The sequence below is a fragment of the Pantoea sp. SGAir0430 genome, from assembly GCF_043549295.1.
The window spans coordinates 3,486,818-3,509,981 of record NZ_CP039427.1 but is presented as its reverse complement, the minus strand read 5'-3'; the positions used below and the strand labels follow the sequence as shown (position 1 = coordinate 3,509,981).

At 51.6% G+C, this 23,164-nt stretch carries 16 protein-coding genes, 1 tRNA gene and 1 pseudogene; 9 read left to right on the top strand and 9 right to left on the bottom strand.

Annotated features, from left to right (window positions below):
- Window positions 1–19: 19 nt before the first annotated feature.
- From hsdR to E7738_RS16585, 4 genes and pseudogenes are all read left to right on the top strand, one after another.
- Window positions 20–2,179: pseudogene (gene hsdR, locus E7738_RS16600) on the top strand (EcoAI/FtnUII family type I restriction enzme subunit R); the annotation flags it as partial.
- A gap of 72 nt (window positions 2,180–2,251) precedes the next feature.
- Window positions 2,252–3,727, top strand: coding sequence for an N-6 DNA methylase (locus tag E7738_RS16595; protein ID WP_394515833.1), 1,476 nt, complete (start codon window positions 2,252–2,254; stop codon window positions 3,725–3,727).
- Complete coding sequence (locus E7738_RS16590) at window positions 3,727–5,436, top strand: restriction endonuclease subunit S (protein ID WP_394515832.1); 1,710 nt, start codon at window positions 3,727–3,729, stop codon at window positions 5,434–5,436. The genes E7738_RS16595 and E7738_RS16590 overlap by 1 nt, the downstream gene beginning before the upstream one ends.
- Before the next feature lie 10 nt (window positions 5,437–5,446).
- Entirely contained in the window at window positions 5,447–6,550 is a 1,104-nt protein-coding gene (locus tag E7738_RS16585; RefSeq protein ID WP_394515831.1) for a nuclease, read from the top strand.
- Between the two features lie 876 nt (window positions 6,551–7,426).
- Here the strand turns inward: E7738_RS16585 and E7738_RS16580 are convergent.
- On the bottom strand, window positions 7,427–8,731 hold the full coding sequence (locus E7738_RS16580; RefSeq protein ID WP_394515830.1) for a tyrosine-type recombinase/integrase: 1,305 nt from the start codon (window positions 8,729–8,731) through the stop codon (window positions 7,427–7,429).
- Between the two features lie 148 nt (window positions 8,732–8,879).
- On the opposite strand from E7738_RS16580, the gene E7738_RS16575 reads away from it, so the two are divergent.
- Window positions 8,880–8,964 (top strand) — tRNA-Met (locus E7738_RS16575).
- 178 nt (window positions 8,965–9,142) lie between these two features.
- On the opposite strand, the gene E7738_RS16570 is transcribed toward E7738_RS16575, so the two are convergent.
- From E7738_RS16570 to E7738_RS16555, 4 genes are all read right to left on the bottom strand, one after another.
- Window positions 9,143–9,754: a hypothetical protein gene (locus tag E7738_RS16570; RefSeq protein ID WP_394515828.1), complete on the bottom strand. Its 612-nt coding sequence runs from the start codon at window positions 9,752–9,754 to the stop codon at window positions 9,143–9,145.
- Window positions 9,755–9,921: 167 nt separating this feature from the next.
- Window positions 9,922–11,613, bottom strand: coding sequence for a hypothetical protein (locus E7738_RS16565; protein WP_394515827.1), 1,692 nt, complete (start codon window positions 11,611–11,613; stop codon window positions 9,922–9,924).
- 16 nt (window positions 11,614–11,629) lie between these two features.
- Window positions 11,630–11,890, bottom strand: coding sequence for a hypothetical protein (locus E7738_RS16560; RefSeq protein ID WP_394515826.1), 261 nt, complete (start codon window positions 11,888–11,890; stop codon window positions 11,630–11,632).
- Window positions 11,891–12,006: 116 nt separating this feature from the next.
- Window positions 12,007–12,351, bottom strand: coding sequence for a hypothetical protein (locus tag E7738_RS16555; protein ID WP_394515825.1), 345 nt, complete (start codon window positions 12,349–12,351; stop codon window positions 12,007–12,009).
- 255 nt (window positions 12,352–12,606) lie between these two features.
- Here E7738_RS16555 and E7738_RS16550 point away from each other — a divergent pair, with 255 nt between their 5' ends.
- From E7738_RS16550 to E7738_RS16540, 3 genes are all read left to right on the top strand, one after another.
- Entirely contained in the window at window positions 12,607–12,933 is a 327-nt protein-coding gene (locus tag E7738_RS16550) for a HipA domain-containing protein (protein WP_104093843.1), read from the top strand.
- A 127-nt stretch (window positions 12,934–13,060) separates the two neighbouring features.
- Window positions 13,061–13,594: a TetR/AcrR family transcriptional regulator gene (locus E7738_RS16545; protein ID WP_394515824.1), complete on the top strand. Its 534-nt coding sequence runs from the start codon at window positions 13,061–13,063 to the stop codon at window positions 13,592–13,594.
- Window positions 13,591–14,736: an MFS transporter gene (locus E7738_RS16540; protein WP_394515823.1), complete on the top strand. Its 1,146-nt coding sequence runs from the start codon at window positions 13,591–13,593 to the stop codon at window positions 14,734–14,736. Before E7738_RS16545 ends, E7738_RS16540 begins: the two co-directional genes overlap by 4 nt.
- On the opposite strand, the gene E7738_RS16535 is transcribed toward E7738_RS16540, so the two are convergent.
- From E7738_RS16535 to E7738_RS16525, 3 genes are read right to left on the bottom strand one after another with little or no spacing between them, the layout of a single operon-like run.
- Window positions 14,733–16,610 carry a TolC family protein gene (locus E7738_RS16535; RefSeq protein WP_394515822.1) on the bottom strand — a complete coding sequence of 626 codons (1,878 nt, stop codon included), beginning with the start codon at window positions 16,608–16,610 and terminating at the stop codon, window positions 14,733–14,735. The two genes, E7738_RS16540 and E7738_RS16535, sit on opposite strands and share 4 nt — an antisense overlap.
- Window positions 16,611–16,615: 5 nt before the next feature.
- Complete coding sequence (locus tag E7738_RS16530) at window positions 16,616–17,857, bottom strand: HlyD family type I secretion periplasmic adaptor subunit (RefSeq protein ID WP_021509681.1); 1,242 nt, start codon at window positions 17,855–17,857, stop codon at window positions 16,616–16,618.
- Window positions 17,854–20,166, bottom strand: a complete 2,313-nt coding sequence (locus E7738_RS16525; RefSeq protein WP_394515821.1) for a type I secretion system permease/ATPase — start codon at window positions 20,164–20,166, stop codon at window positions 17,854–17,856. The genes E7738_RS16530 and E7738_RS16525 overlap by 4 nt, the downstream gene beginning before the upstream one ends.
- A 269-nt stretch (window positions 20,167–20,435) precedes the next feature.
- Between E7738_RS16525 and ddlA the strand changes: the two genes are divergently transcribed.
- Window positions 20,436–21,530 carry a D-alanine--D-alanine ligase gene (ddlA, locus tag E7738_RS16520; RefSeq protein WP_021509683.1) on the top strand — a complete coding sequence of 365 codons (1,095 nt, stop codon included), beginning with the start codon at window positions 20,436–20,438 and terminating at the stop codon, window positions 21,528–21,530.
- Between the two features lie 16 nt (window positions 21,531–21,546).
- Here the strand turns inward: ddlA and E7738_RS16515 are convergent, their stop codons facing one another.
- Entirely contained in the window at window positions 21,547–22,971 is a 1,425-nt protein-coding gene (locus E7738_RS16515; RefSeq protein WP_058776404.1) for a GGDEF domain-containing protein, read from the bottom strand.
- Window positions 22,972–23,164 lie beyond the last annotated feature (193 nt).

The following is a 23,164-nucleotide window of genomic DNA, read 5'->3' as shown; positions in this document are numbered from 1 at the left end:
GTCTGTTAAAGCCGTGGCGATTCATTATGCCGCCTTGTTAGAGGCCCCTTTCGTATTTGCCTCTAATGGTGATGGCTTTGTATTTCACGACAAAACGAACCCCTATCAGCTGGAACGAGAGATTACACTTGAAGAGTTCCCAACGCCTGCTGAGTTATGGGAGAAGTTCTGTCTCTGGAAAGGCTATACCGCCGCACAGCTGCCTGTTATTACGCAGGACTACTATGACGACGGCTCCGGTAAATCGCCGCGTTATTATCAGCTTCAGGCAATCAATAAAACGCTTGAGGCTATCTCAGCAGGCCAGAACCGCATTTTATTAGTGATGGCAACCGGGACCGGCAAAACCTACACCGCCTTCCAGATTATCTGGCGGTTATGGAAAGGCAGGCACAAGAAACGCATCCTGTTCCTTGCCGATCGCAACATTCTTGTTGATCAAACCCGCACCAATGATTTCCAGCCTTTTGGGCAGGCAATGACTAAAATCACTGGCCGCACTGTCGATCCCGCTTACGAAATCCATCTGGCACTGTATCAGGCGATGACAGGAACCGACGAGCATGAAAAAGCGTATAAGCAGGTTGCGCGTGACTTCTTCGACCTGATCATCATTGACGAGTGCCATCGCGGCAGCGCCGCTGAAGACAGTGCCTGGCGCGAGATTTTAGAATATTTTAGTAGTGCGACTCAGGTCGGTTTAACGGCGACGCCGAAAGAAACCCATGAGGTCTCAAATACAGACTATTTCGGTGAGCCGGTTTATACCTATTCCCTTAAACAAGGCATTGAGGATGGCTTCCTGGCGCCTTATAAAGTGGTACGCGTTGATATCAATGTTGACCTGCAAGGATGGCGTCCAGCGAAAGGGGAAGTCGATAAAAATGGTGAGCTGATCAAAGATCGCATCTACAACCAAAAAGATTTTGATCGCAACTTAGTCATTGATGAACGCACTCAGCTGGTGGCGGAAACCATTACGGATTACCTTAAACGCACCAACCCCATGGATAAAACCATCGTCTTCTGCAATGACATCCCTCATGCAGAGCGGATGCGGCGCGCCCTGGTCAATCTCAACGCAGCGCAAATGAAAGAAAATGATAAATACATTATGCGTATTACAGGCGATGAGACCGAGGGAAAAAACCAGCTCGATAACTTCATCAATCCGAAGAAGCCCTACCCGGTTATCACCGTAACATCAGAACTGATGACAACGGGTGTAGATGCCAAAACCTGTAAGCTGGTTGTGCTTGAACAAAATATCCAGTCGATGACCAAATTTAAGCAGATCATCGGACGTGGTACACGTATCGATGAACGGTACAACAAGCTGTGGTTTACCATTCTGGATTTCAGAAAGGCCACCGAGCTGTTTGCAGATGAACGCTTTGATGGCTTGCCGGTGAAAGTCATAACGACGACAAAAGATGAGGTCGCCGATCCAGAGTCAGATTTTGATGAACAGCTGGAAGATGAAGTATCAGATGGAGCGGGTCAAACAGGCCATGCAGAAGAACCATCGTCGGATTATCTCTCTGGCACCTCAACAGAAACCGAACCTGATGGCGAACTGCCCGAAACTGACAAAGAACAACGCAGAAAGTTTTACGTTAAAGGCGTTGCTGTTAACGTGTTATCTAAACGCGTTCAGTATTATGACGCTGACGGTAAGCTGGTTACCGAATCATTTCAGGATTACACCCGTCGTACGCTGATGAAAGAGTATGCATCCTTAAACGATTTTGTTCAGCGCTGGCAAAGTGCTGAACGTAAACAGGCCATTATCGAAGAGCTGGAACAGCAGGGCATTATCTGGGATGTGCTGACGGAAGAGGTGGGCAAAGAGCTGGATCCCTTCGATATGCTTTGCCATGTCGTGTACGGCCAGCCGCCGCTCACCCGCCGTGAACGCGCCGATAACGTGCGTAAGCGTAACTACTTCACCAAATACTCTGAGTCGGCTCAGACCGTCTTGAGCAACCTGCTCGATAAATACGCCGATGCGGGCGTAAAGGAAATCGAAGATATTCAGGTACTGAAGCTGCGACCTTTTGATACCATGGGCCGCCCTTTGGAGATCATCAAAAAGAACTTTGGTGACAAGGAAAGCTACATGAGTGCCGTGAGTGAACTGGAAAACGAAATCTACGAACTACCTCCTCGCTCGGCCTGATTCCCTTTTAATGTCTGTCACCGTAGCGACCGCTCGGTGGCAGACTTTTTTATTACGGAAATTGCAACAAACATGTCTATCAGTTCAGTTATCAAATCCTTACAGGACATTATGCGTAAAGACGCCGGTGTGGACGGCGATGCGCAACGTCTGGGTCAGCTTTCATGGCTGTTGTTTTTAAAAATTTTCGACACTCAGGAAGAAGAGCTGGAAGCCATAATGGATGCAGAAGAATATCGTCTGCCGGTTCCCGCACGTTATCTGTGGCGCAACTGGGCGGCTGATGCAGAAGGCATAACGGGCGACGCGCTGCTTGAGTTCGTCAATGACGATCTCTTCCCTACCCTGAAAAACCTGCCTGCACCTCGCGATAAAAATCCTCGTGGATTTGTGGTGCGGGAAGCTTTCAGCGATGCCTATAACTATATGAAAAACGGCACGCTGCTGCGTCAGGTGATCAACAAACTGAATGAGATCAATTTCGGCGACAGCAACGAACGCCATCTGTTTGGCGATATCTACGAACAGATTCTGCGCGATCTGCAAAGCGCCGGTAACGCTGGTGAGTTTTATACACCACGCGCCGTTACCCGCTTTATGGTTAACCGTATCGACCCCAGACTGGGCGAGCGCGTGATTGACCCTGCCTGCGGCACTGGCGGATTTCTGGCTTGCACGGTTGATCATATCAAAGCCAACTACGTTCACAGCACCGATGATCATCAAACGCTACAGAAGCAGATTCACGGTGTAGAGAAAAAGCAGCTCCCGCACCTGCTTTGTACTACCAATATGCTGCTGCACGGTATTGAAGTTCCGGTACAGATTCGCCATGACAATACGTTAAGCAAACCACTCTCTTCATGGGATGAGCAGTTCGATGTGATTGTTACCAACCCGCCATTTGGCGGCACCGAAGAAGATGGCATCGAGAAAAACTTTCCCTCTGAAACGCAAACGCGTGAAACTGCAGACCTCTTCCTGCAGTTGATTGTTGAAGTGCTGGCGGATAAAGGACGCGCCGCTGTCGTCCTTCCGGATGGCACGCTATTTGGTGAAGGTGTTAAAACCAAAATCAAAAAGCTGCTGACAGAAGAGTGCAACCTGCACACCATCGTACGTCTGCCGAATGGCGTGTTTAATCCCTATACCGGCATCAAAACTAACCTGCTGTTTTTCACCAAAGGCCAGCCGACGCAGGATATCTGGTTCTATGAACATCCCTACCCTGAAGGCGTGAAAAACTACAGCAAAACTCGTCCGATGAAGTTTGAAGAGTTTCAGGCAGAAATTGACTGGTGGGGCAATGAAGCGGACGGCTTTGCCAGCCGTGTTGAAAACGAACACGCCTGGAAAGTCAGCATTGATGAAGTCATTGCACGTAACTTCAACCTTGATATTAAGAATCCGCATCAGGCAGAAGCGATCAGCCATGATCCTGATGAGCTGCTGACGCAGTATCAACAGCAGCAAACCGAAATCAACCAGCTGCGCCACCAGCTACGCAATATCCTCGGTGCCGCGCTTGCGGGCAAGGAGGTCAACTGATGTCTGCTGAGCAACTGATCATCCAACATATCAATACCTGGACTTCTGCCTTACAGACGCGCTCAACGGCTGGACGCGGTAACAACGGCAAGATTGATCTTTATGGCATTAAAAAGCTGCGTGAGTTGATTCTGGAACTGGCTGTGCGCGGGAAACTGGTGACTCAAGACCCAAATGATGAACCTGCGTCTGAGCTGCTAAAACGCATTGCCGCTGAAAAAGCCGACCTGGTAAAGCAGGGGGAAATTAAAAAGCAAAAGCCTTTGCCGGAAATCAGTGAAGATGAGAAGCCGTTTGAATTACCGACAGGTTGGGAATGGGCACAATTTGGTCAAGTTTTAATTAGTCGTGATGCAGATAGAGTTCCTCTATCCGCAGATGAGCGCCTGAAACGCCCTGGAATATTCGATTATTATGGTGCGTCTGGAGTTATTGATAAAATCGATGGGTATATTTTCGACAAGCCTTTGCTATTAGTTGGCGAGGATGGAGCAAATCTAATTAATCGATCCACACCAATTGCCTTCATGGCATATGGTAAATATTGGGTTAACAATCACGCTCATGTTCTTGACGGCCATACAGTAAACCTCCTCAATTATATTTGCCTTTATATCAATGCCATCAATCTTGAGAAATATGTTACTGGTACAGCCCAACCTAAAATGAATCAAGCCAAGATGAACACTATTTTAATTGGGCTACCACCTGAACAAGAGCAAAATAGAATAGTTCAAAAAGTTAACGAGCTAATGTCTCTCTGCGACCATCTTGAACAGCAATCTCTGACCAGTCTGGAAGCACATTCCCAGCTGGTTAAAACGTTGCTGGCAACACTCACCGACAGCAAAAATGCTGAAGAATTAGCCGAAAACTGGGCACGCATCAGCCAGCATTTCGACACTCTGTTTACCACCGAAGCCAGTATCGACGCACTTAAGCAAACCATTCTGCAACTGGCGGTTATGGGCAAACTGGTGCCTCAGGACCCGAATGATGAGCCCGCATCCGAACTGCTTAAACGTATTGAGCAGGAAAAAGCGCAACTGGTGAAAGAAGGTAAAATTAAAAAACAGAAGCCTTTGCCGCCAGTGAGTGACGAAGAAAAGCCTTTTGAGTTGCCTGAAGGGTGGGAGTGGTGTAAGTTACAAAGAATTACATCTAAAATAACGGATGGTGATCATAAAACTCCACCACGAATCAATGAAGGCTATAAACTATTATCAGCTAAAAATGTTCGTGATGGATATATTGATTATGATAATTGCGACTATATTGCCGAAGTGGATTACCTAAAATCAAGAGAGAGATGTCTCCCTGAAATTGGCGATCTTTTAATTGTATCCGTTGGAGGGACAATCGGGCGCAGTGCTTTGATAAAAAACAACGCCGACTTTGCATTAGTTAGAAGCGTAGCAATTATAAAGCCCCTACTCTTTGACTCTAGCTATCTTAAATTCTCAATGGATTCATTTTTATTGCAAAAAGCAATTCACGAAAACAAAAGAGGTGGAGCTCAACCTTGTTTATATCTCTCGGAAATATCAAATTTTATTTTCCCTATGCCACCTAAGAATGAGCAACACAGAATCGTTTCAAAAGTCGAACATCTTTTTTCAATCTGCGATCACCTCAAATCTTGCCTGCAATCCACCCAGCAAACCCAGCTCCACCTGGCGGATGCACTCACTGACGCAGCATTAAGCTAAGGAACAGACGATGCCGGTTCATCACGCTATCTGGCGGGTGGGGGATAAACCTCAGCCGCTGACCATCAGCAAGCTGGCCAGTGAGAGTTTGCTGGAAAGAATGATTTTAAACGATCCAACCATTCTTTCAGACCAGTGGATGATTATCGGGCATCAGGAAAATACGCTCGATAAGGGGCGTATTGATCTGCTGGCGATAGCGCCTGATGCCTCGCTAATCCTGATAGAGCTTAAACGCGACCGCACGCCGCGCGAGGTAGTCGCTCAGGCGCTGGATTACGCTTCATGGGTAGATGATTTAACCGCAGACCGCCTGTCACAAATTTATGAAAAATTTTCTGGCGGCGGTAATCTGGGTGACGCCTTTAAGCAACGTTTCAATACTGAGTTAGAAGAAGAGTCTATTAACCAGTCGCATCAAATCATTATCGTAGCGGCGGAACTGGATCCGTCCACCGAACGCATTGTCGACTACCTGAGCAAAAATGGTATCTCAATTAACGTGCTGTTCTTCAAAGTCTTTCAACACGGGGATGAACAGTTTTTAAGTCGCGCCTGGCTTCTCGATCCCAGCGAGACGCAAACCAACGCTGCTCAAGCCACCGCAGGTACGAGTGCTCAATCAAAAGAACCCTGGAACGGAGAGTTCTATGTCTCGTTCGGTGACTCAACTAGTCGTAACTGGGAAGAGGCGCGCCGTTACGGCTTTATCAGTGCCGGTGGCGGAAGCTGGTACAGCCAGACCTTAAAACAGCTTCAGCCCGGTCAACGCGTCTGGGTTAACATCCCAAAAACAGGTTATGTTGGCGTCGGTATTGTGCAAAGTGCCGTTGAGCCAGCCAGCAGCTTTACAATCAATACTGAGGCTGGCGAAAAACTCGCGATGGACGTGCTTAAGCATGGAAACCTTTATCGTGATAACTCAGGTGATCCCGATAAATCTGAGTATTTTGTTTCAGTGAAATGGCTTGAAACCCGTAGTGAACAAGATGCAGTAAATGAACTTGGATTCTTCGGTAATCAAAATACCGTTTGTAAACCGACAACGCCGAAGTGGCGACACACTGTTGAAAGATTGAAAAATCACTTCAGAAACTGGAATACTAACGAGTAGAATTTTCCGGCATTCAGGCGATTGGATTTTAAAAATGATCATAACAATGCGTAAAATCCTCCACTCCGAATACCCGTTCCGGCGGTCACACGAAGGTGTGGCTGCCCCGACGGTATATTCGGGGATTACCCATGCATACAAGAAATCGAGCGTTTCGTCGCCATCATATGAAAAGGCTCAAAACTAAACGCGGTCGTTATAATAATGCGGCTTACAGCTGGTCTGAAGGCGCGACTATCGTCAATATCGGTAAGGCTTACCATACGCCCTGCCTCTGTTCATGCTGGATGTGTGGACATCAGCGTTTTCATCACGGCATGAACATGCAGGAAGTGAGAGCAAGAGCCAGGTATCAGGATTAAGCAACTAAGCCCACCTTAATGGTGGGCTACCTCCTGACAAACACCATCTGATAAACCAACTTGTAAGCTCATCTCCCACCTACAACAAACCCGATAAACACAATGCGGATCTTACAATTCAAAGTCGAGCCACCAGCGCCAAAATCACCAAACAACAAATTTGCCGCTCCGTTGCTAGCTCAACAGCTATTGAAACGGGTGAAGCTGTGCGGAAAATTGAGCAAAATCATAAGCAGTATCAAGCTAAAGCAAAAGCTATCGGCTTAGCTCGCTAATTCGGCAAAATATCGTCAACAAGCTGTATCATCTGCATATAGCTGTCAGTGATTTCGGCCAGAATAGTCTATAAAACGCTTTATGCTCGCCAAAAAGACTGTAACCCAGCATCTGCCTGAACTGACAACACATCAAAATCTGCTTCATCGATAATGCCCGGTCTATTCCACAATACACTATCCTATGAACCAGGCTGGTAAATGCTCTTCAAAGAATTGAGACTATCTTTGGCCAATTCTCATCCTCTCTGGAATAAGTTCACTACGTTGCTGGTGGCCTGCTCAACATGATTAACCCTGTTTTCCCACTGCTCTAATGCCCTTCTTTTCTCTAAAAGATAATCATAACGGTCATAGTGCTTCGAGCTGACATCCTGTAATGCATGGTTTTGAATACGGTCACGTAACTCTTTCGAGACACCGATTTCGCCCATCAGCGTTTTGCAGGTCCGCCGCAAATCCCTCGCAACAAACATCGGATTGTCAGGAAAATGCTCGCGATAATAGATGATGGCTTGAGCAAAGCTGTCAGTTCGTAGATGCTTACTCGCATCCAACCGCTGCGGGAAGATATACGGGCTATCATTAACGTTCTCGCTCTTTAGCCTTTCCAGAATTTCCATAGCTGAATCCGTTAATGGCACCAAATGGTCGCGCTTGTTCTTTGAGACGTCAGCAACTATCAACAGTGTTTTCTCTTCCCAGTTCACGGCATCCCACCGACTGGAAGCCAGTTCATGCGGGCGCTGCCCACCAGCGTAAACACATAAATTAAGCAGCAAGCTCACCGTGCTGCCAACGCTTGGCGTTTTGGGAAAGTCACCCATCAGCTGGTGCAGCTCATTCAACTTGAGCCAGTTGGTTCCCGCTTTCTCTGCAGCAGACTGCTTAGGGATGACGCTCACCGGGTTCATCTCAAGCCCAAACATCACATTCTGCTGGTGGTTGGCCGGATCGTTGTCCGCTTTGAGCCCATAGTTGAAAGCTGCCATCAGATAAGAACGCACACGGTTTGCTTCAACGCTCGCACCGCGCTGAATGATAGCGGACAGAATCTGTTTGATATGTAGCGGTGTGACTTCGTTAGCTTTGGTATCTTTAGTGATTAAGGAATAAGTTTCCTTTTCCAGACGGTAGAGCACCTGCTGCCATGTCCGCTTTCCATCTTCCCGCATTTTGTTGGTGTAACCCTGAATAAGCTGCTCGATGCTGCCCTTTAACTGTTCGGCACGTTTTTGCTTTTCCAGCGCGATTTCCTGTTCAGCCTTTTCGACCTTAGGGTTCTTCCCTTCCTTCAGCGTACCGGCATAACCTTTCGCAAGCTGACGAGCCTGAGCTAACGACATTTCAGGGTAACGACCCAACTGAATAAAGTGGCGCTTAGCATCCCAGTAGTAGCGATAGTAGAAAACCCGCTGCCCGGATGGCTCAACTTTAACGCCCAGACGCCCTGCTCCGCGCTCACCACTCTTGTCCCAAACCTGATAAGCCGAGTCGCGAGCTTTAAGACCGCGCACCATTGAGTCCGTTAGATTGTCTGCCAAGAGAGAGTCCTTACGAGAATTATATTGCTGTTTTCTGGGTGATGTAGCAGGTGACGTAAGGATGATACTGAAAGCAAATACACGGAACAACATGAAACGAAGATATAACCATAACCAAATGTTTTATATTAATAAAAAAGACAAAAATGGTTAAAGTTGGAAAATGATGAAACAAGCTATTCATATGACTCATAATCGCTTGGTCGCTGGTTCAAACCCAGCAGGGGCCACCAAATTTAGTAATGTAAATCATGCAATTAAGCCACTTCTCTCTTGGTGGCTTTTTTGTTTCAAATTAATGTCCCCTTTTTGTCCCCCCACATTTTTCCTTTAACTTCACAATTGCATTTAAGAACGCCAAACTCAGTGAAACTTAAACACAGCTCTAAAAATCCGCATCCTGTAACCGCATCATTCCCCTGATCGTTGTCGAGCTTTACTGAATTGTTCAATTTTTTGCTTAACTACATCCGAGGAATGTGCATCAAGACGTTCGCCAAATGCCTCATCCGACCTTTTTAGAAGGATGATTTCTTTAGGAATAAATTCACTTCCCCCTTCTGTTTTGTCAGTTAATACTAGATTTTCGCCTTCTAACTTTACGTCAACAACTGCAAATAGATATTTTTTACCCATAATAATTTCATAGACATATCCAACACCCGACTTTCTAAAGGCATGTTTGTACCCTTCCAATAAGAAGTAATCAGTAATTTGTGGCGTTGCTCGAATAAAATTCCTGATAGCTGGAGTTGAAATTATCCCATCGAACTTACCATCATAAACATTCAAATCCATCGTTGTTTGATTATCGTTTTCTAACCATTCATTTGCTGAAATTGAACCTTCATTGTCACTTTCAGTTCGTGATGACCATGAGCCACTCATTGATGGTGTAGATAAATACCACTCCTCAACCAGATTATAGTTTTTCTTAACTAAATCCGAGTCTACTGTCGAAATTGTAAAAATAGCTCCAACAATAGCAGCTGCGATGAAATACCATTTTTTAATTAATTCCATTCCCAAATCCATTTAATATTAGAATTACTGCATCATTTTAAATGAACAAGCCAGGTTTTTAAAACTTTGCCTATGGTAACATGTCAGAATATAACAATATCCTTTAGGTGTTACTACTTTTTTATTTGAACAGAACATCTCACGCTCCTTTATTTATAAAAAAAATTTTAAATATTAATCAAAATGGAACCATGGTGAATAGTTTCTGAATCATTGCATTTCAAATAAACCTTGTGTAATATTTCCAACTCACACTCGTAATCAACGACGCCCTTAACAAAATCCTCCAGGCTTCCAGCTCCGCTTTTGAAAAAATCGGACTTAATCTTATTGCTTACACTTTCATCAATTGAATAACTATTATCATGTGACGCGTATTTAATTGCTAAAAAAATTCCATAATGAGCTATTGAAGTTTTAGGCTGAGATAATAACTCAATAAATCTCGCACTTTCGTTAAACTTATCTAATGAACGTGTATTGATGTTGGCATTGCGAATAAATGGGCAACGAAAGTTTGTTAGAGAAGTAATTACCTGCTTAACAGTAAAGCCCATTTCTAAATAACAGAAACACATTAGCAGCACTAGCAAACGATCACTTACCTGGGTTTCATGCGTTATATTATTATCATCACTAACTTTAATGTATTTATTACCATGTGCAATGTCATCACGAAAGCGCTTAATTAATTTAAAGTCTTCATCTGTGAAACCAATAACATCTTTCAGATCTTCATTCATTTTGGCCATCAAAAACCTATATTTCCCTTGGAATGTCCTCTCGAAAGACCTTCTCAATCCCATAATTCTTTCTTTGATTAAACCAAATACCTCACTATCAATATCACTTAGATTAACTGTAGATTCAAAGCTATCTAAAGTTTCCTTCATTTTAGTTTTTAGCTGATTGAATGTGTTTTCATCCATATATCCTGTTTTGGATGGCGTTGTGTGACTAGCAAACATTTCAAGAACAATTATTCTAGATAAGATCTGATATTCCCAAACGCCCCTATATTCATAAGAAGTTGGAAGTCTATTCCAAATTTCTCTAAATGAATCTTTTTTAAAATAATTTTTAAAAATGCACCCCCAAGAATCATCTCTAACAATATCAATATAACTCTTGAATGCATGGGACTTATCACTCAGAGGTTCTTGGGAATCTAATGCAGTAGGGAAATATAAACTTTTAAACGTTGCACTACTGGAACTCAGATAAGTATTAACGCTTTGTATTGAAATAAACACTCCAACTAATAAAGAAAAGAAGTTTCTAATCTCATGACAAAGTTCATTGGCCTCATTTAGCCCTAACAAACCATCATTTTTCTTCAGAATAATGCTATATTCTGTAATGACGCTGGTTTTCAAAAAACCTTCACTTTCAAAATCAATCCTTCGACTATTTTCAATACTATAGCTGACGCCCTTGAAAATGAATTCTTCACTGAATGAATCTATGCTAATATCGCAAGAGATAATATCCCCATCGTTCTTAAACGGTTGAACTTGCTCAAACCACGTTGATAGCCCTGTAAAAACGATTTCTAAAGTATCAAAATTAAGTTCACCATTTCCAAGAGAGACATAATTACAAAAAATCGTAAGGTCTCTAACGTCTATAGCGTGCAGTGTAAAACTAGCATTTGAATCCCTGTCTCGGCAAATTACATTATCTTGACCTGAGTTAATGTTTTTTAAATTTAAAGATAATTCTTTTGAAAATTCATCGAAACTTAGACGCGGAATACTCCCTTTACCAAAACTTAAAGTTCCAGTAAAATTTTCATCATTAATTGGGACGATGACTTTATATGTATGAAGTTTGAAGAAATTAACTGATTTATATGCCACTTTAATATCTCCTTAATTATAAACTAATTTTATCCCAGGGCGCATACGCAGCCTGCCACGCTTCATTCTTATTCGAAAATGGTTCATCTGCAATGCGCAACCATTCCAGCCTTCCATTCTCAACTTTTTTGAATCTTACATCCCAGAACTCACCGAGTGGCCAAAGCACGTATCTGTTATGTGGCCCCCACGCTTCATTCCAGATCACATCATCTGTAAGTTTTTCACAACGCGCCATAAACAAAAAAAGTGCGCCGTTGATAGAAATTTTCCTCATTTAGTTGGCCTCATACAAACCCATTTACTGTATATAATAACAGTAAAATTGTTTTCATGTTTTTCCAGTTTCCCTTAGTGCTCTGAAATTCCCCAACTCCCTGCCACTGTTGGGTTTTATTGGATAATAGCTTTTACCATCCGAGATCCATAAAAGATCCAACGAGCGACATAACTTTGAAAAAATCCTTTAATTTTATAGCCATGCGCTTTTATTGAGGTCCATCTAAGATCCACAAAAATGAAAAAAATGAAATCCCTTTCAAAGTTTTCAGTTGCGGAACTCCGACAGAAAGCCAGAAGCAGCGCGCTCAGCCGTATCGGTTTGTAGAAAAATAAAACTGAAAAATTTTTATGATGCAAAACCCGCAGGCGGGTGCGATGTAGCGCCGTTTTAGTCGGTGAGACGTTTATTTTGTCGGGCTGTGGCTGCACCAGCGCCACGCTGTGCGGGTGATCCATTTGAGGGTAATACGTCGAATGGTTGCGTCTGTGCGGCGCTCTGAAGGCGTTCTGTGCGGTCTGGTGACAGGCACAAAAAAACCCGCTGAGTTAGCGGGCTAAAAGTGATGGTGATTAACCTATGGCGGGCGAGTATTTCGCGGCCAGCGCCGTGGCCTGCGTGGCACACTGTCCGATTGCGGCACTGTTGGTTGGCTGCTCGGTAGACGGGTGCGTGAGGCCGCTAATAGCACGGCCCGGCTTTGGGCATTCGGCATGCTGATCGGCAATACCGACATGCACGCCGGTAACCTGTCATTCATCAGTCGCCATGGCCGTCCTTATCACCTCGCGCCAGCTTACGACATTCTGCCGATGGGCTTTGCGCCCAGAGCGGGCGGCGCCATCGTGAATACGCTGCGGCCTGCGTCCCTGCCGGAAGTGGTCAGCAGCGATATATGGCGGGAAGCGCTGGCTTTGGCGGAGGAATTTTTGTCGCTGACGAATAGTTGCGATGGCTTCTCCGATCGTTTTGCGCCCTGCCTCGCCGCGTTACAACAGCATCTGGATGAGGCCCGAGCACGCATCGCCCGACTCGGCTAAGCGCGTTTCCTGATTGATAATTCCTTCAAAGCTGCATCCTCGAAACTGGCGGTGATTAACCGCCTCGCACCCGATTTTTGCCCCCGCAACTTTGCAAAAGTAAAACGATCGGTTTACTTTTTAAGGTATGCGTAAAAAACAACATATCCTGAACGCTGCCGAGCGGCTGTTCTACAACAACGGTTTTCATGCCACCAGCACCGATTACATTTGCCGTGAGGCGAAGGTCTCCACGCGTACGCTCTATCAGCACTTTCCGTCGCGCGAGCGGTTAACTGCCGCGGTGATGACCGCGCGCCGGCAGCGCTTTGCCAATTTATTGTCACAGCCAGACGATCCGGCAGCCATCAGCCAGCTGTTTTCAGTGCTGGAACAGTGGATGCGGGCGGAAGGATCGCTCGGCTGCTTTTTTGCCAAAGCGTACGGTGAGTATGCGGAGCAGGATGCTGAGCTGGCGGCGCAGGCGCTGGATTATCGCTACTGGCAGCGCGGCTACATCCGTGCCTGCCTGGCGCACTCGCACAGAAATTCGCCGTCAGCGCTGGCCGATGCCATCTGGATATTGTTTGAAGGAGCGATTATGGCCGGGTTGATTGACGGTCCGCAGGCCGCGGTCACTGCGCGTCTGGCGGCTGAGCAACTGATGGCGAATACGTCATGAAAGCCTCACTCCGCCTGACGCTGAGCGGCTTCATGCTGATCGCCGTGACCTACGGACTGGCGCGTTTTGCCTGGGGAATGATGATGCCGCAGGTGGCACAACAGATCAGCTTCAGCCCGCGCGCATCGGGCATGCTGGCCGCCTGCAGCTATCTGGCTTACTGCCTGGCCACGCCCGGCGCCACGCTGCTGCTGGCGCGCTGGGGCGTGCGCAGCACCGCCATGCTGGCAGCGCTGACGGCCATGCTCGGCTTACTGCTGCTGGCCGCTGCCAGCAGTGCATGGCTGATTGCCGGTGGGCTGTTTATCGCTGGTCTCGGTGCCGGACTGGCTTCCCCGGCGCTCGCCAGTGCCGTGAGCCGGCAAATTGACGCGTCGCGGCAAACCGCCGCTAATACGCTCATCAACGCCGGCACCGGCGCGGGCATTATTGTGTCAGTGCCCATTTTTATGCTGATGCCCGGCGGCTGGCGCGCGGCCTGCTGCTGTTTTGCCGCGCTGGCGCTAATCAGCCTGTTGCTGGCACGCTATTGCCTGCCCGCCGGGCGTGCCGATCCACAGAGATCGCCGGTTGGCTGGCGCGATCGGCTGCACAACCGCGCGCTGCAGCGGGTAATCATCATCGCTTTTCTTAGCGGTGTCGCCAGCGCGGCGTGGTGGTGTTTTGGACCGGATGTGTTACGCCAGCACAGCCACCTGAACGAGGGCCAGGCCAGTATGCTGTGGCTGGTTAGCGGCGCGGCCGGCATTCTCGGCGCGCTGACCGGTCCGCTGGCACGCTGCATCGGTATGCGTCAGGTGTACTGGCTGGCGCAGCTGGCGATGGCCGCACCACTGCTGTTGCTGGCGGCGCTCACCCACTTTAGCTACTGGCTGGTACCGGCGGCGGCGCTGTGCGGCGCGGGATACGTCACGCTGTCGGGTATTCTGCTGGTTGCGGGTGCCGCCGCCACGCCACAGAATGCGGCCTCTGGCGTGGCGGCGGCGTTTCTGACGCTGGCGATTGGGCAAATTGTCGGGGCGATACTCTTTGCGCAGCTCTACAGCAGCAGCGCCGCCACAGCCCTGCTGCTGTTCGCTGCCATCCCGGTTGCGCTGCTATTTCTGGTACCGGCTAACCCGCCACAGCGCGCTGACGCTTAACGTCCGGTGGTGAGCCAGCGGCTGAGGATGCCGGCACTGGAGTAGCCGCGAATGATCGCCGCGTAGCTGTCAAAGCGATTGCTCACTTCGCTTACCTGATTGTTATACAGATCGCTCTCGGCGCTCAGAACATCCAGCAGCGAGCGGCGTCCGAGGTGATACCACTGATCGAAAAAGTCTTTGCGGATGCGGTCAGACTCGACAATCAGACTCTTATACAGCGCGGCGCGATCGGCCATCGAATGTGCATCCTGGCTGGCGGCGCGCACGCGATTCTCCAGATCGCGCCGCTGCTCCTGCACCTGCTGACGACTGGCTTCGGCGCGTTTAATCGCCGCAATCTCCTGCGCGTTGGTTGAACCACCGCGGAACAGGCCCCAGCTAACGTTGATGCCGGTTTGCCACGCCTGCTGACGACCGAGCTGATCCTCACGCGTGCTTTTGGTTACCGTCCAGTTGAGTTTTGGAAGGCCGGAAGCTTTAATCGCCTCCGCTTCTTTAAACCCCGCTCGCGTTTCCGCGCTGGCGCGCAGGATCAGCGGATGATAATCCAGGCTGGCCAGCTGGCGGTTGAGATCGCCAAAATTCATCGCCCAGCGATCGCTGGCTGGCAGCGTCACGCGACTGTTGCCCATCAGGCGGTTCAGCGTGATTTCGACATCACGCGCGCGTGACTCGGCATTCTCCAGATAACTCTGCGCCTGCAGCAGCCGGCCCTTGGCCTGCGTCAGTTCGCTGCGGCGGCCGGTATCTGACTGCACAATGCCGCTCAGCATGGTGGTCAGTTCGGTCATGCGCGCCACGTACTGCTGGCTGATGGCAATGATCCGCTGCTGCTTGTTCCACTCAATCAGCGCGTTGCTGACCTGCATCGCCAGCTCTTCACGCTGCGCCTGCGCTGCCTGCTGCGCCGAGGTCACGCGCTCTTCGCGGCTCTCGATGGTGCGGCTGGTCTGACCGAAATCAATCAGGTTGGTCGCCATCGACACGCCGAGCGCCGGCACGTTGCTCTGACTACCGTCGCTTTTTACCCCGCCACCAAACTCTTTGGTCGCCGAACTGGCGCTGACATCCAGCTGCGGCCAGCGTTGCCCTTTCGCCTCATCCACGCTGGCAGCGGCGGCATCGGTCTGCGCCACGGATGATTTTAGTGCCGGGCTGATGCGCCAGGTGATGCGCGCGGCCGAGAGGAATTTCTGCCGCAGCTCGGATTCAGCCACGGTTTCATCCACCGCGCCGCTCAGGCTGACCGGTGAACGCGCCACGGCGGCATCGGCGGCGGTGATTCTGGTTTCCGCTACCGGCGGGCTGACATAGCTGAACTCGCTCTGTGCTTTTACTTCTGCTTCATTCACCGGCACCGGCGCAGGCTGCTGCGGGTTGAAAGTGCGTACCGATTTCAGCAGCGGATTAGTCTGCTTTGGTTCCGGCTGGCGCTGCTCCTCCGTCAGAAAACCGCCGCCCTGTACCGGCTGTACCGGCGGCGGTGCAATCGGCGCTGCTGGCGCTGGCGCTGGTGCCGGTGAAGGTGCCGGTGCTGGTGCTGGTGCTGGTGCTGGTGCCGGCTGAGCGCGTGGCGCGGCGACCGGTGGCGCAACCGGCGCGGCCTGAGGTTGCGTAAACATCGGTTGCGGTGCCGGCGCGGTTGCAAAGCGCTGGGCCGGCGCAACGGGCACGCGCTGTACCGGCACGCTGCGTACCGGTGCCGCAGCGGGGGCGGCCGGGCGATGTCCGCTCATCTCGGCAAACATCATCAGTTCACTGGTCGAATCGGCCATTACGCTGATGGCCGGGGCCATCATGACCGTAATGCAACCGGCAAGCAAAGAGAGGCGCCGCGCCGCTGCGCGACGGTGCATATTATTATTTTTCATGGTTATTAACGCTCGCGGAAGGCTTCTTTCGCCTTAAGTACCGGCTTCAGCAGGTAATCAAGGATGGTTTTCTCGCCGGTGCGGATTTCCACCGTGGCCACCATGCCGGGAATGATCGGCAGATCTTTATTGCCTGCGTGCAGCGTGCTTTTATCGGTGAGGATCAAAACGCGGTAATAGGTGTCATCCGGGCGGCCGGAAGCGGCTTTCTGATCGTCTTTCAGCGTATCCGGACTGATGTATTCCACATGGCCATCCAGTCCACCGTAGATGGCGAAGTCGTAGGCGGTGATTTTCACTTTGGCCGGCAGCCCCGGACGCAGGAAGGCGACATCAGAAGGACGGATTTTGCCCTCCACCAGCAGTTGCTCTTCCAGCGGCACGATTTCCAGGATGTGCTCACCGGGCTGAATGACGCCGCCGATGGTGTTGACGCGCACGTTTTTCACCGTGCCGCGCACCGGTGCGGTAATGGTGGTGCGCTCGACCACGTCCGCGCGGCCAATCAGGTTTTCGCTTACCTGGCTGAGCTCCAGCTCCAGCCGTGCCAGTTCAGTGTTGGCATCAGACTGGTAACGGTTACGCCGCTCGACAATCTGCGCCTGGATGTCGTTCGCCTGGCGCTGCATGCGCAGCAGTTCAACCTCAGACAGCAATCCTTTCGCCGCCAGCGGCTCCGCCAGGCGAATTTCACGCATCGACAGGGCATAGCTGCGCTGCAGTGAGTTAATGCTGTCGTTCAGCGCGCGCTTGCGTGATTCATAGGCTTTGGTCTCCTGCGCCACCACGGCAGGATCGCTCTGCACCTGCTCGTCAAACGTCAGCGGCTGTGCGTAGGCTTCGGCACGCAGACGCGCAATGCTGCCCTTCAGGCCAATCACCTTGCTCAGCGCCTCGCGATAGCTTGATTGCGCACGCGTCGGATCGATTTTCAGCAGGACATCGCCCCGGTTGACCACCGTGCCTTCACGCACGTTCATTTCGGCGAGAATGCCGCCTTCCAGACTCTGAATCACCTGCTCGCGGCTGCGGGAAATCACTTTTCCGTCGCCTTTGGTGATCTCCTCCACCCGCGCATAGTTTGCCCAGGTGAGACCGATGCCAATCACCGCGATGATGATCCACATCACCAGTTTCGATCCCGGCGTGGTTTGCGACAGCAGGGACGCCTGCACGTCATTCATGAATTCGGCATCCGCAGCGGAGAGATTTTTGCTGCGGCTGCGCCATGGCATTAACTTGATCATACTGCGGCCTCCTCTGCCGCGGCGACGGCGGGCTCTGACGTTGCCGAAGCATCGTTAGCCGGCGCGGGTGCACGCGCCGCCTGCTCTACCGCCTGACGTGGCGGCTGGCGGGTTTTACCTTTACCTTCCAGCGCGGCCAGCACCTGATCTTTCGGGCCATCCGCGACAATTTTTCCTTCCTCAACCACGATGATGCGGTCGACCAGCGCCAGAATTGACGGACGATGCGTCACGACGATCAGCGTGTGGCCTTCGCTGGCACGACGCAGATGGGCGAGGAACTGGCTTTCGGTCATGCTGTCCATGGCGCTGGTCGGTTCATCCATCAGCAGCACTTTGGGCCGCGTCAGCAGGGTTCGCGCCAGCGACACTAACTGACGCTGACCGCCCGACAGCCCTTCACCGCCCTCGCCGACCGACAGGTTGATACCGCTCGGATGGCGCGCCGCCACGTGATCGAGACCGGTCAGATTCAGCACGCGCAGCAGTTCATTCGCGGTGGCATCCGGCCGGCCAATCATCACGTTCTCGCGCAGCGTGCCGTAGAACAGGCGCGCATCCTGGCTGACGAAGCCCACCGCTTTGCGCCAGTCGGCCGGATCGATCTGGTTAACATCGAGTCCGTCAGCGGAGATCTGCCCTTTTACCGGCTGATACAGACGCGCCATCACGCGTAACAGCGTCGATTTACCACTGCCGATGCGGCCAAGAATCGCCACGCGCTCACCGGCCTTGATAGTCAGCGAGATGTCTTTGAGGATTTCCGGATTGGGCTTCATCGGCGGTGCCGGATAAGAGAAGCTGACATTGCTCAGCGAGATCTCGCCGGTCAGCGGCGGATCGGTCAGATAAGTTTTGCTGCTGTCGCGATCGACCGGCATCTCCATCAGCTTATTCAGCGAGGTCAGCGCCGCTTTGGCCTGCTGATAACGCACCGCCAGACCAATCACCTGACCCAGCGGGCCGGTGGCGCGGCTGGCCAGCATCACGGTGGCGATCATCGCACCCATGGTGAAGGTGCCGGCGTTGATCAGATAAACCCCGGCCACCACCAGCATCACGGTCTGAAACTGCTGCAGAAAGGTCACCACGCCGGTTGCCAGCGTCGAATAGCGTTTTGACTTCATTGAGTTAGCCGACTGCAGCGCGCTGAAGTTCTCCCAGCGGCGCTGCATATGCGCCTCACCACCCACGGCTTTCAGCGTTTCCATGCCTTCAACCGACTCAATCAGCACGCCCTGTTTCAGCGACGCATCGCGCAGGTTCTCCTTCATGATACGCGCCAGCGGCCACTGGATCGCGGCGCTGACGATGATGATCAGCGGGATCATCATCAACGGGATAATCGCCAGCGGACCGCTGATAAAGAAGATCACGCCGACAAACATCAGGATAAACGGCAGATCCGAAATCGCCGCCAGCGTCGCCGAGGCAACAAAATCGCGCACCGATTCGTATTCACGGATCTGGTTGGCGAAAGTGCCTGATGAGGCCGGTTTGTGCTCCATCTGGATCGACAACGCCTGACGGAACAGCATGCTGCCCAGCACCAGATCGGCTTTTTTACCCGCCATGTCCAGCAGATGTGCCCGCACAAAGCGGGTAATGGCTTCGAAGATCATGGCGATGGTGACGCCAATCGCCAGCGACCACAGCGTAACAAACGCCTGGTTCGGCACCACGCGATCGTAGACGTTCATGGTGAAGAAGATGCTGGAGAGTGCCAGTACGTTGATCAGCACGGCGGCAATAGCGGCGCTGCGGTAGTAACGACGGTAGCGCCACAGGGTACTGAACAGCCAGTGACCTTTGACCTCCGGCAGCATTTCGCTGGCGCGCTCATCCAGTACCGCCGCCGGTTTCGCCATCACCGCAAAGCCGGCGTAAATCTCGTTGAGCTCCGCCAGGCTCATCTCCACCGCTTTATCACTCACCTCCGGCATAATCAGCTGGAAGCGCAGCTCGCGCTGATTCTCCTCATTGGTGTGAATGCGCCGCGACAGCACAATGCAGCCGCCGCCGTTCTGCCGCAGCAGAATCATCGGCATCAATTGCTCCGGCAGATCCTGCAGGCGGCGTTCGACCATGCCGCCGGTAATGCCAGCGTTCTTCAGGGCGGTCATCGCCTGTGACGGCGACAGCAGCGTCGCTTTTGGCAGGCCGGCGACCAGCGCCTCTTCACTCTTCTCGCGTTTGTAGTGTTTGCAAATCCACGCCACGCTTTTTAACAGCGTGTCATCCACGGTGGTTTCGATACGAGCAACAGAACGCGCATCCTGCTCCACGGCATTCTGCTTCTGGTCCATCATTTCCCGACTCCTGTAAACCTGACAAAAAACGGTGGACGCATCGTCCACCGCAGACTTTTCTTTGAATTGGGAAAATTCTGACAGAAGGCAGCTTTCAGGCCGTCCAAGACTTGTCTCAAACGGTGGAGAATATTTATGAATAAAGTGGGCAAAGCCCGATTGAATGCGGTCTGGCGACCGATCAACTGCAGAATAATCGCGGCGCTGTTGAGCGCTGTCCTGGGCGTGTTATCTTAGCTGCTCGCTTTACTGCAACCGGACAAAGAGCAATGGCAAAACAGCGGGTAGGTATCGTATTTGGCGGCAAGTCGGCCGAACATGAAGTGTCGTTACAGTCGGCCAAAAATATTCTTGAGGCGATCGATAAAAACAAATACGACGTGGTGCTGCTGGGGATCGACAAACAGGGCGAGTGGCATCTCAATGACGCTTCAGGCTTTCTGCTCAACGCCGACAATCCGGCGCTGATTGCCCTGAACCGCTCCGGTGAAAATGTAGCGCTGGTGCCCGGCAGCCGCGCGGAACAGCTGATTACGCGTCAGCAGGCGCAGCCGCTGTCGCAGCTGGATGTCATCTTCCCGATTGTGCACGGCACGCTGGGCGAAGATGGCTCGCTGCAGGGGCTGCTGCGCATGGCCAATCTGCCGTTTGTCGGGTCGGATGTGCTGGGCTCCGCGGTCAGCATGGACAAAGATTTCACCAAACGCCTGCTGCGCGATGCCGGCCTGAAAGTGGCACCGTGGCTGAGCGTCACCCAGACGCAGCGCGCGGCGCTGGATGTGCAGGCGGTGATTGCGCGCTTTGGCCTGCCGCTGTTTATCAAGCCAGCCAATCAGGGATCATCCGTTGGGGTGAGCAAAGTGACGCAGCCGGACGAATTCGACGCGGCGCTGGATCTGGCGTTCCGCTTTGACCGCAAAGTGCTGATTGAACAGGGCATCAGCGGCCGTGAAATTGAATGCGCGGTGCTGGGTAACGAGGCGCCAGAAGCCAGCCCGTGCGGTGAAATTGTGGTGCACGACGCCTTTTACTCGTACGACACCAAATATATCAGCGAGAGCGGCGCGCAGGTGGTGGTACCGGCTGACATCAGTGCGGAAGCCAGCGAGGCCATTCGGGCTGTAGCGATTACCGCGTTTCAGGCGCTGGAGTGCTTTGGCATGGCGCGCGTCGATGTGTTCCTCACCGAAACGGGCGACATTATTGTCAACGAAGTGAATACTTTACCCGGCTTCACCAACATCAGCATGTATCCCAAACTGTGGCAGGCGGCCGGCCTGAGCTATAGCGATCTGATCACCCGCCTGATTGAGCTGGCGCAGCAGCGTCATCAGCAATCCAGCCAGCTGAAAAGCAGCGTGTAACCTGCGATGGCGTGGCTCAGGCCACGTCATGCGCCATGCTGCGCGGCGCGATTGCCGGTGAGGTCTGATTGCGGCCGTTGCGCTTGGCAACGTAAAGGTGTTTATCAGCCGCTGACACCAGCCGGTTGATTACCCCCGGCCATTCACGTTCGTTAACCGCACCGCCGCGCGCCAGGCCGAGGCTGACCGTCACGGTCACGGTGTTGCCCTGAATCCAGAACTTCTCTTTCACCATTGCCTGACGAATCACTTCGGCCAGCTGAAACAGCTGGCTGTGGGTGTAATCAAATACCACCACCACGAACTCTTCGCCGCCAAAGCGGCACACCAGGCCGCGACTGCCGACCACGTGCTGAATACGGCGCGCAATTTCCTCCAGCACGCCATCGCCGGCATCATGGCCGAAATTGTCATTAATGGCTTTGAAGTAGTCGACATCCAGCATAATCACGCCGGCTTCACGCTGCAGGGAAAACGGCTGCTGGCGCAGGTTTTCATACAGGCCGGAGCGCGACAGTAGCTGGGTGAGGAAATCGTAATTGGCGCGCAATGCCAGCCGATGGTTAAGCTGGCGAATGGCGTCCATGCTCACCGCCACCAGCAGCGGGCTGAGCGCCACGGTGGCCACGCCGAGCCGTGCGGAAGTGAGATGGCTGATGGGCAGCAGCGAATCATCGCCCTGAATATTCATCACGCCGTGCGAGACCAGCACGATCTCGGTGATGCCGGTGAACAGAATCACCAGGCTGGTGATCGGAATCGGCAGAACAATGGCACACCAGATCAGCGCCGGCACCGGGAAAGTCAGACTGCCCGCGCCACCAATCAGCGCCCCCACCGTGAGCGACAGCGCCACGGCGAGCAGCGGCAGCAGCCTGGCCGGGTGTACCAGCGTCCGCAGCGGCACGCTGCGCAACGGACGCGTCAGCATCACCGGCAGCAGCATCAGCGAGGTGGAGAACTGCTCGCTGAACCAGTCGGCCCACGCCACCACAAAGCGCGCGTTGAAGTCGATATCCTGCGCCCACGCACCCCAGGTGGCACACGCTGCCGCGCCGAGCAGGCACGCCGGAAAGATGCGCATGGCGTTGAACACCTGGCTGTTTGCGGTTGGCGATTGCAGATGCTTAATCAGCATGCTGACTGACACCAGGATAAACAGGATATTGGCAAAATTAATCGTCACCGCTGGCAGTGCCCAGCCGGAAAAAACCGTATCGTTGAAAATCATGGCGGCAAAACACACCAGATAACTGGAGGTGGTGTGTAAAAACGGGTTGCGCACCATTAAACCGGCGATGAGGGCATTCACCGGCCAGAACAGGGAAAACTCTTCGGGAATACGCAGGTGGCTGCCAATAAAGCAGAAGAACAGCGTAATAAGACACAGCGAAAGAGCATTCTTTTTAACATTATTCTCTTCAAACAGCTTAACGCGCATACGTCTGAACCCTGTAACCTGAAATCGCTGCCATCCCTCGCTGGCATCAGCAATCATTTAACCTGAAAAATCCGTGCGATAATTCGCTAATTAACCCGGTATTCGTCGCCCTGCTCTGCGACTGAGCGGCGCTCACTCTGCCATGAAAGCCAGAGACGAGCTACCTGCCCCGCCGGCAGTAAGTGAAACAGGC

Excerpts from the sequence above, each read along its gene's own strand:
- E7738_RS16595 (WP_394515833.1), top strand. The coding sequence starts at position 2,252 with ATGTCTATCAGTTCAGTTATCAAATCCTTACAGGACATTATGCGTAAA.
- E7738_RS16590 (WP_394515832.1), top strand. The coding sequence starts at position 3,727 with ATGTCTGCTGAGCAACTGATCATCCAACATATCAATACCTGGACTTCT.
- E7738_RS16585 (WP_394515831.1), top strand. The coding sequence starts at position 5,447 with ATGCCGGTTCATCACGCTATCTGGCGGGTGGGGGATAAACCTCAGCCG.
- E7738_RS16570 (WP_394515828.1), bottom strand. The coding sequence starts at position 9,754 with ATGGAATTAATTAAAAAATGGTATTTCATCGCAGCTGCTATTGTTGGA.
- E7738_RS16560 (WP_394515826.1), bottom strand. The coding sequence starts at position 11,890 with ATGAGGAAAATTTCTATCAACGGCGCACTTTTTTTGTTTATGGCGCGT.
- E7738_RS16555 (WP_394515825.1), bottom strand. The coding sequence starts at position 12,351 with ATGGATCACCCGCACAGCGTGGCGCTGGTGCAGCCACAGCCCGACAAA.
- E7738_RS16550 (WP_104093843.1), top strand. The coding sequence starts at position 12,607 with ATGCTGATCGGCAATACCGACATGCACGCCGGTAACCTGTCATTCATC.
- E7738_RS16545 (WP_394515824.1), top strand. The coding sequence starts at position 13,061 with ATGCGTAAAAAACAACATATCCTGAACGCTGCCGAGCGGCTGTTCTAC.
- E7738_RS16540 (WP_394515823.1), top strand. The coding sequence starts at position 13,591 with ATGAAAGCCTCACTCCGCCTGACGCTGAGCGGCTTCATGCTGATCGCC.
- E7738_RS16535 (WP_394515822.1), bottom strand. The coding sequence starts at position 16,610 with ATGAAAAATAATAATATGCACCGTCGCGCAGCGGCGCGGCGCCTCTCT.
- E7738_RS16530 (WP_021509681.1), bottom strand. The coding sequence starts at position 17,857 with ATGATCAAGTTAATGCCATGGCGCAGCCGCAGCAAAAATCTCTCCGCT.
- E7738_RS16525 (WP_394515821.1), bottom strand. The coding sequence starts at position 20,166 with ATGATGGACCAGAAGCAGAATGCCGTGGAGCAGGATGCGCGTTCTGTT.
- ddlA (WP_021509683.1), top strand. The coding sequence starts at position 20,436 with ATGGCAAAACAGCGGGTAGGTATCGTATTTGGCGGCAAGTCGGCCGAA.
- E7738_RS16515 (WP_058776404.1), bottom strand. The coding sequence starts at position 22,971 with ATGCGCGTTAAGCTGTTTGAAGAGAATAATGTTAAAAAGAATGCTCTT.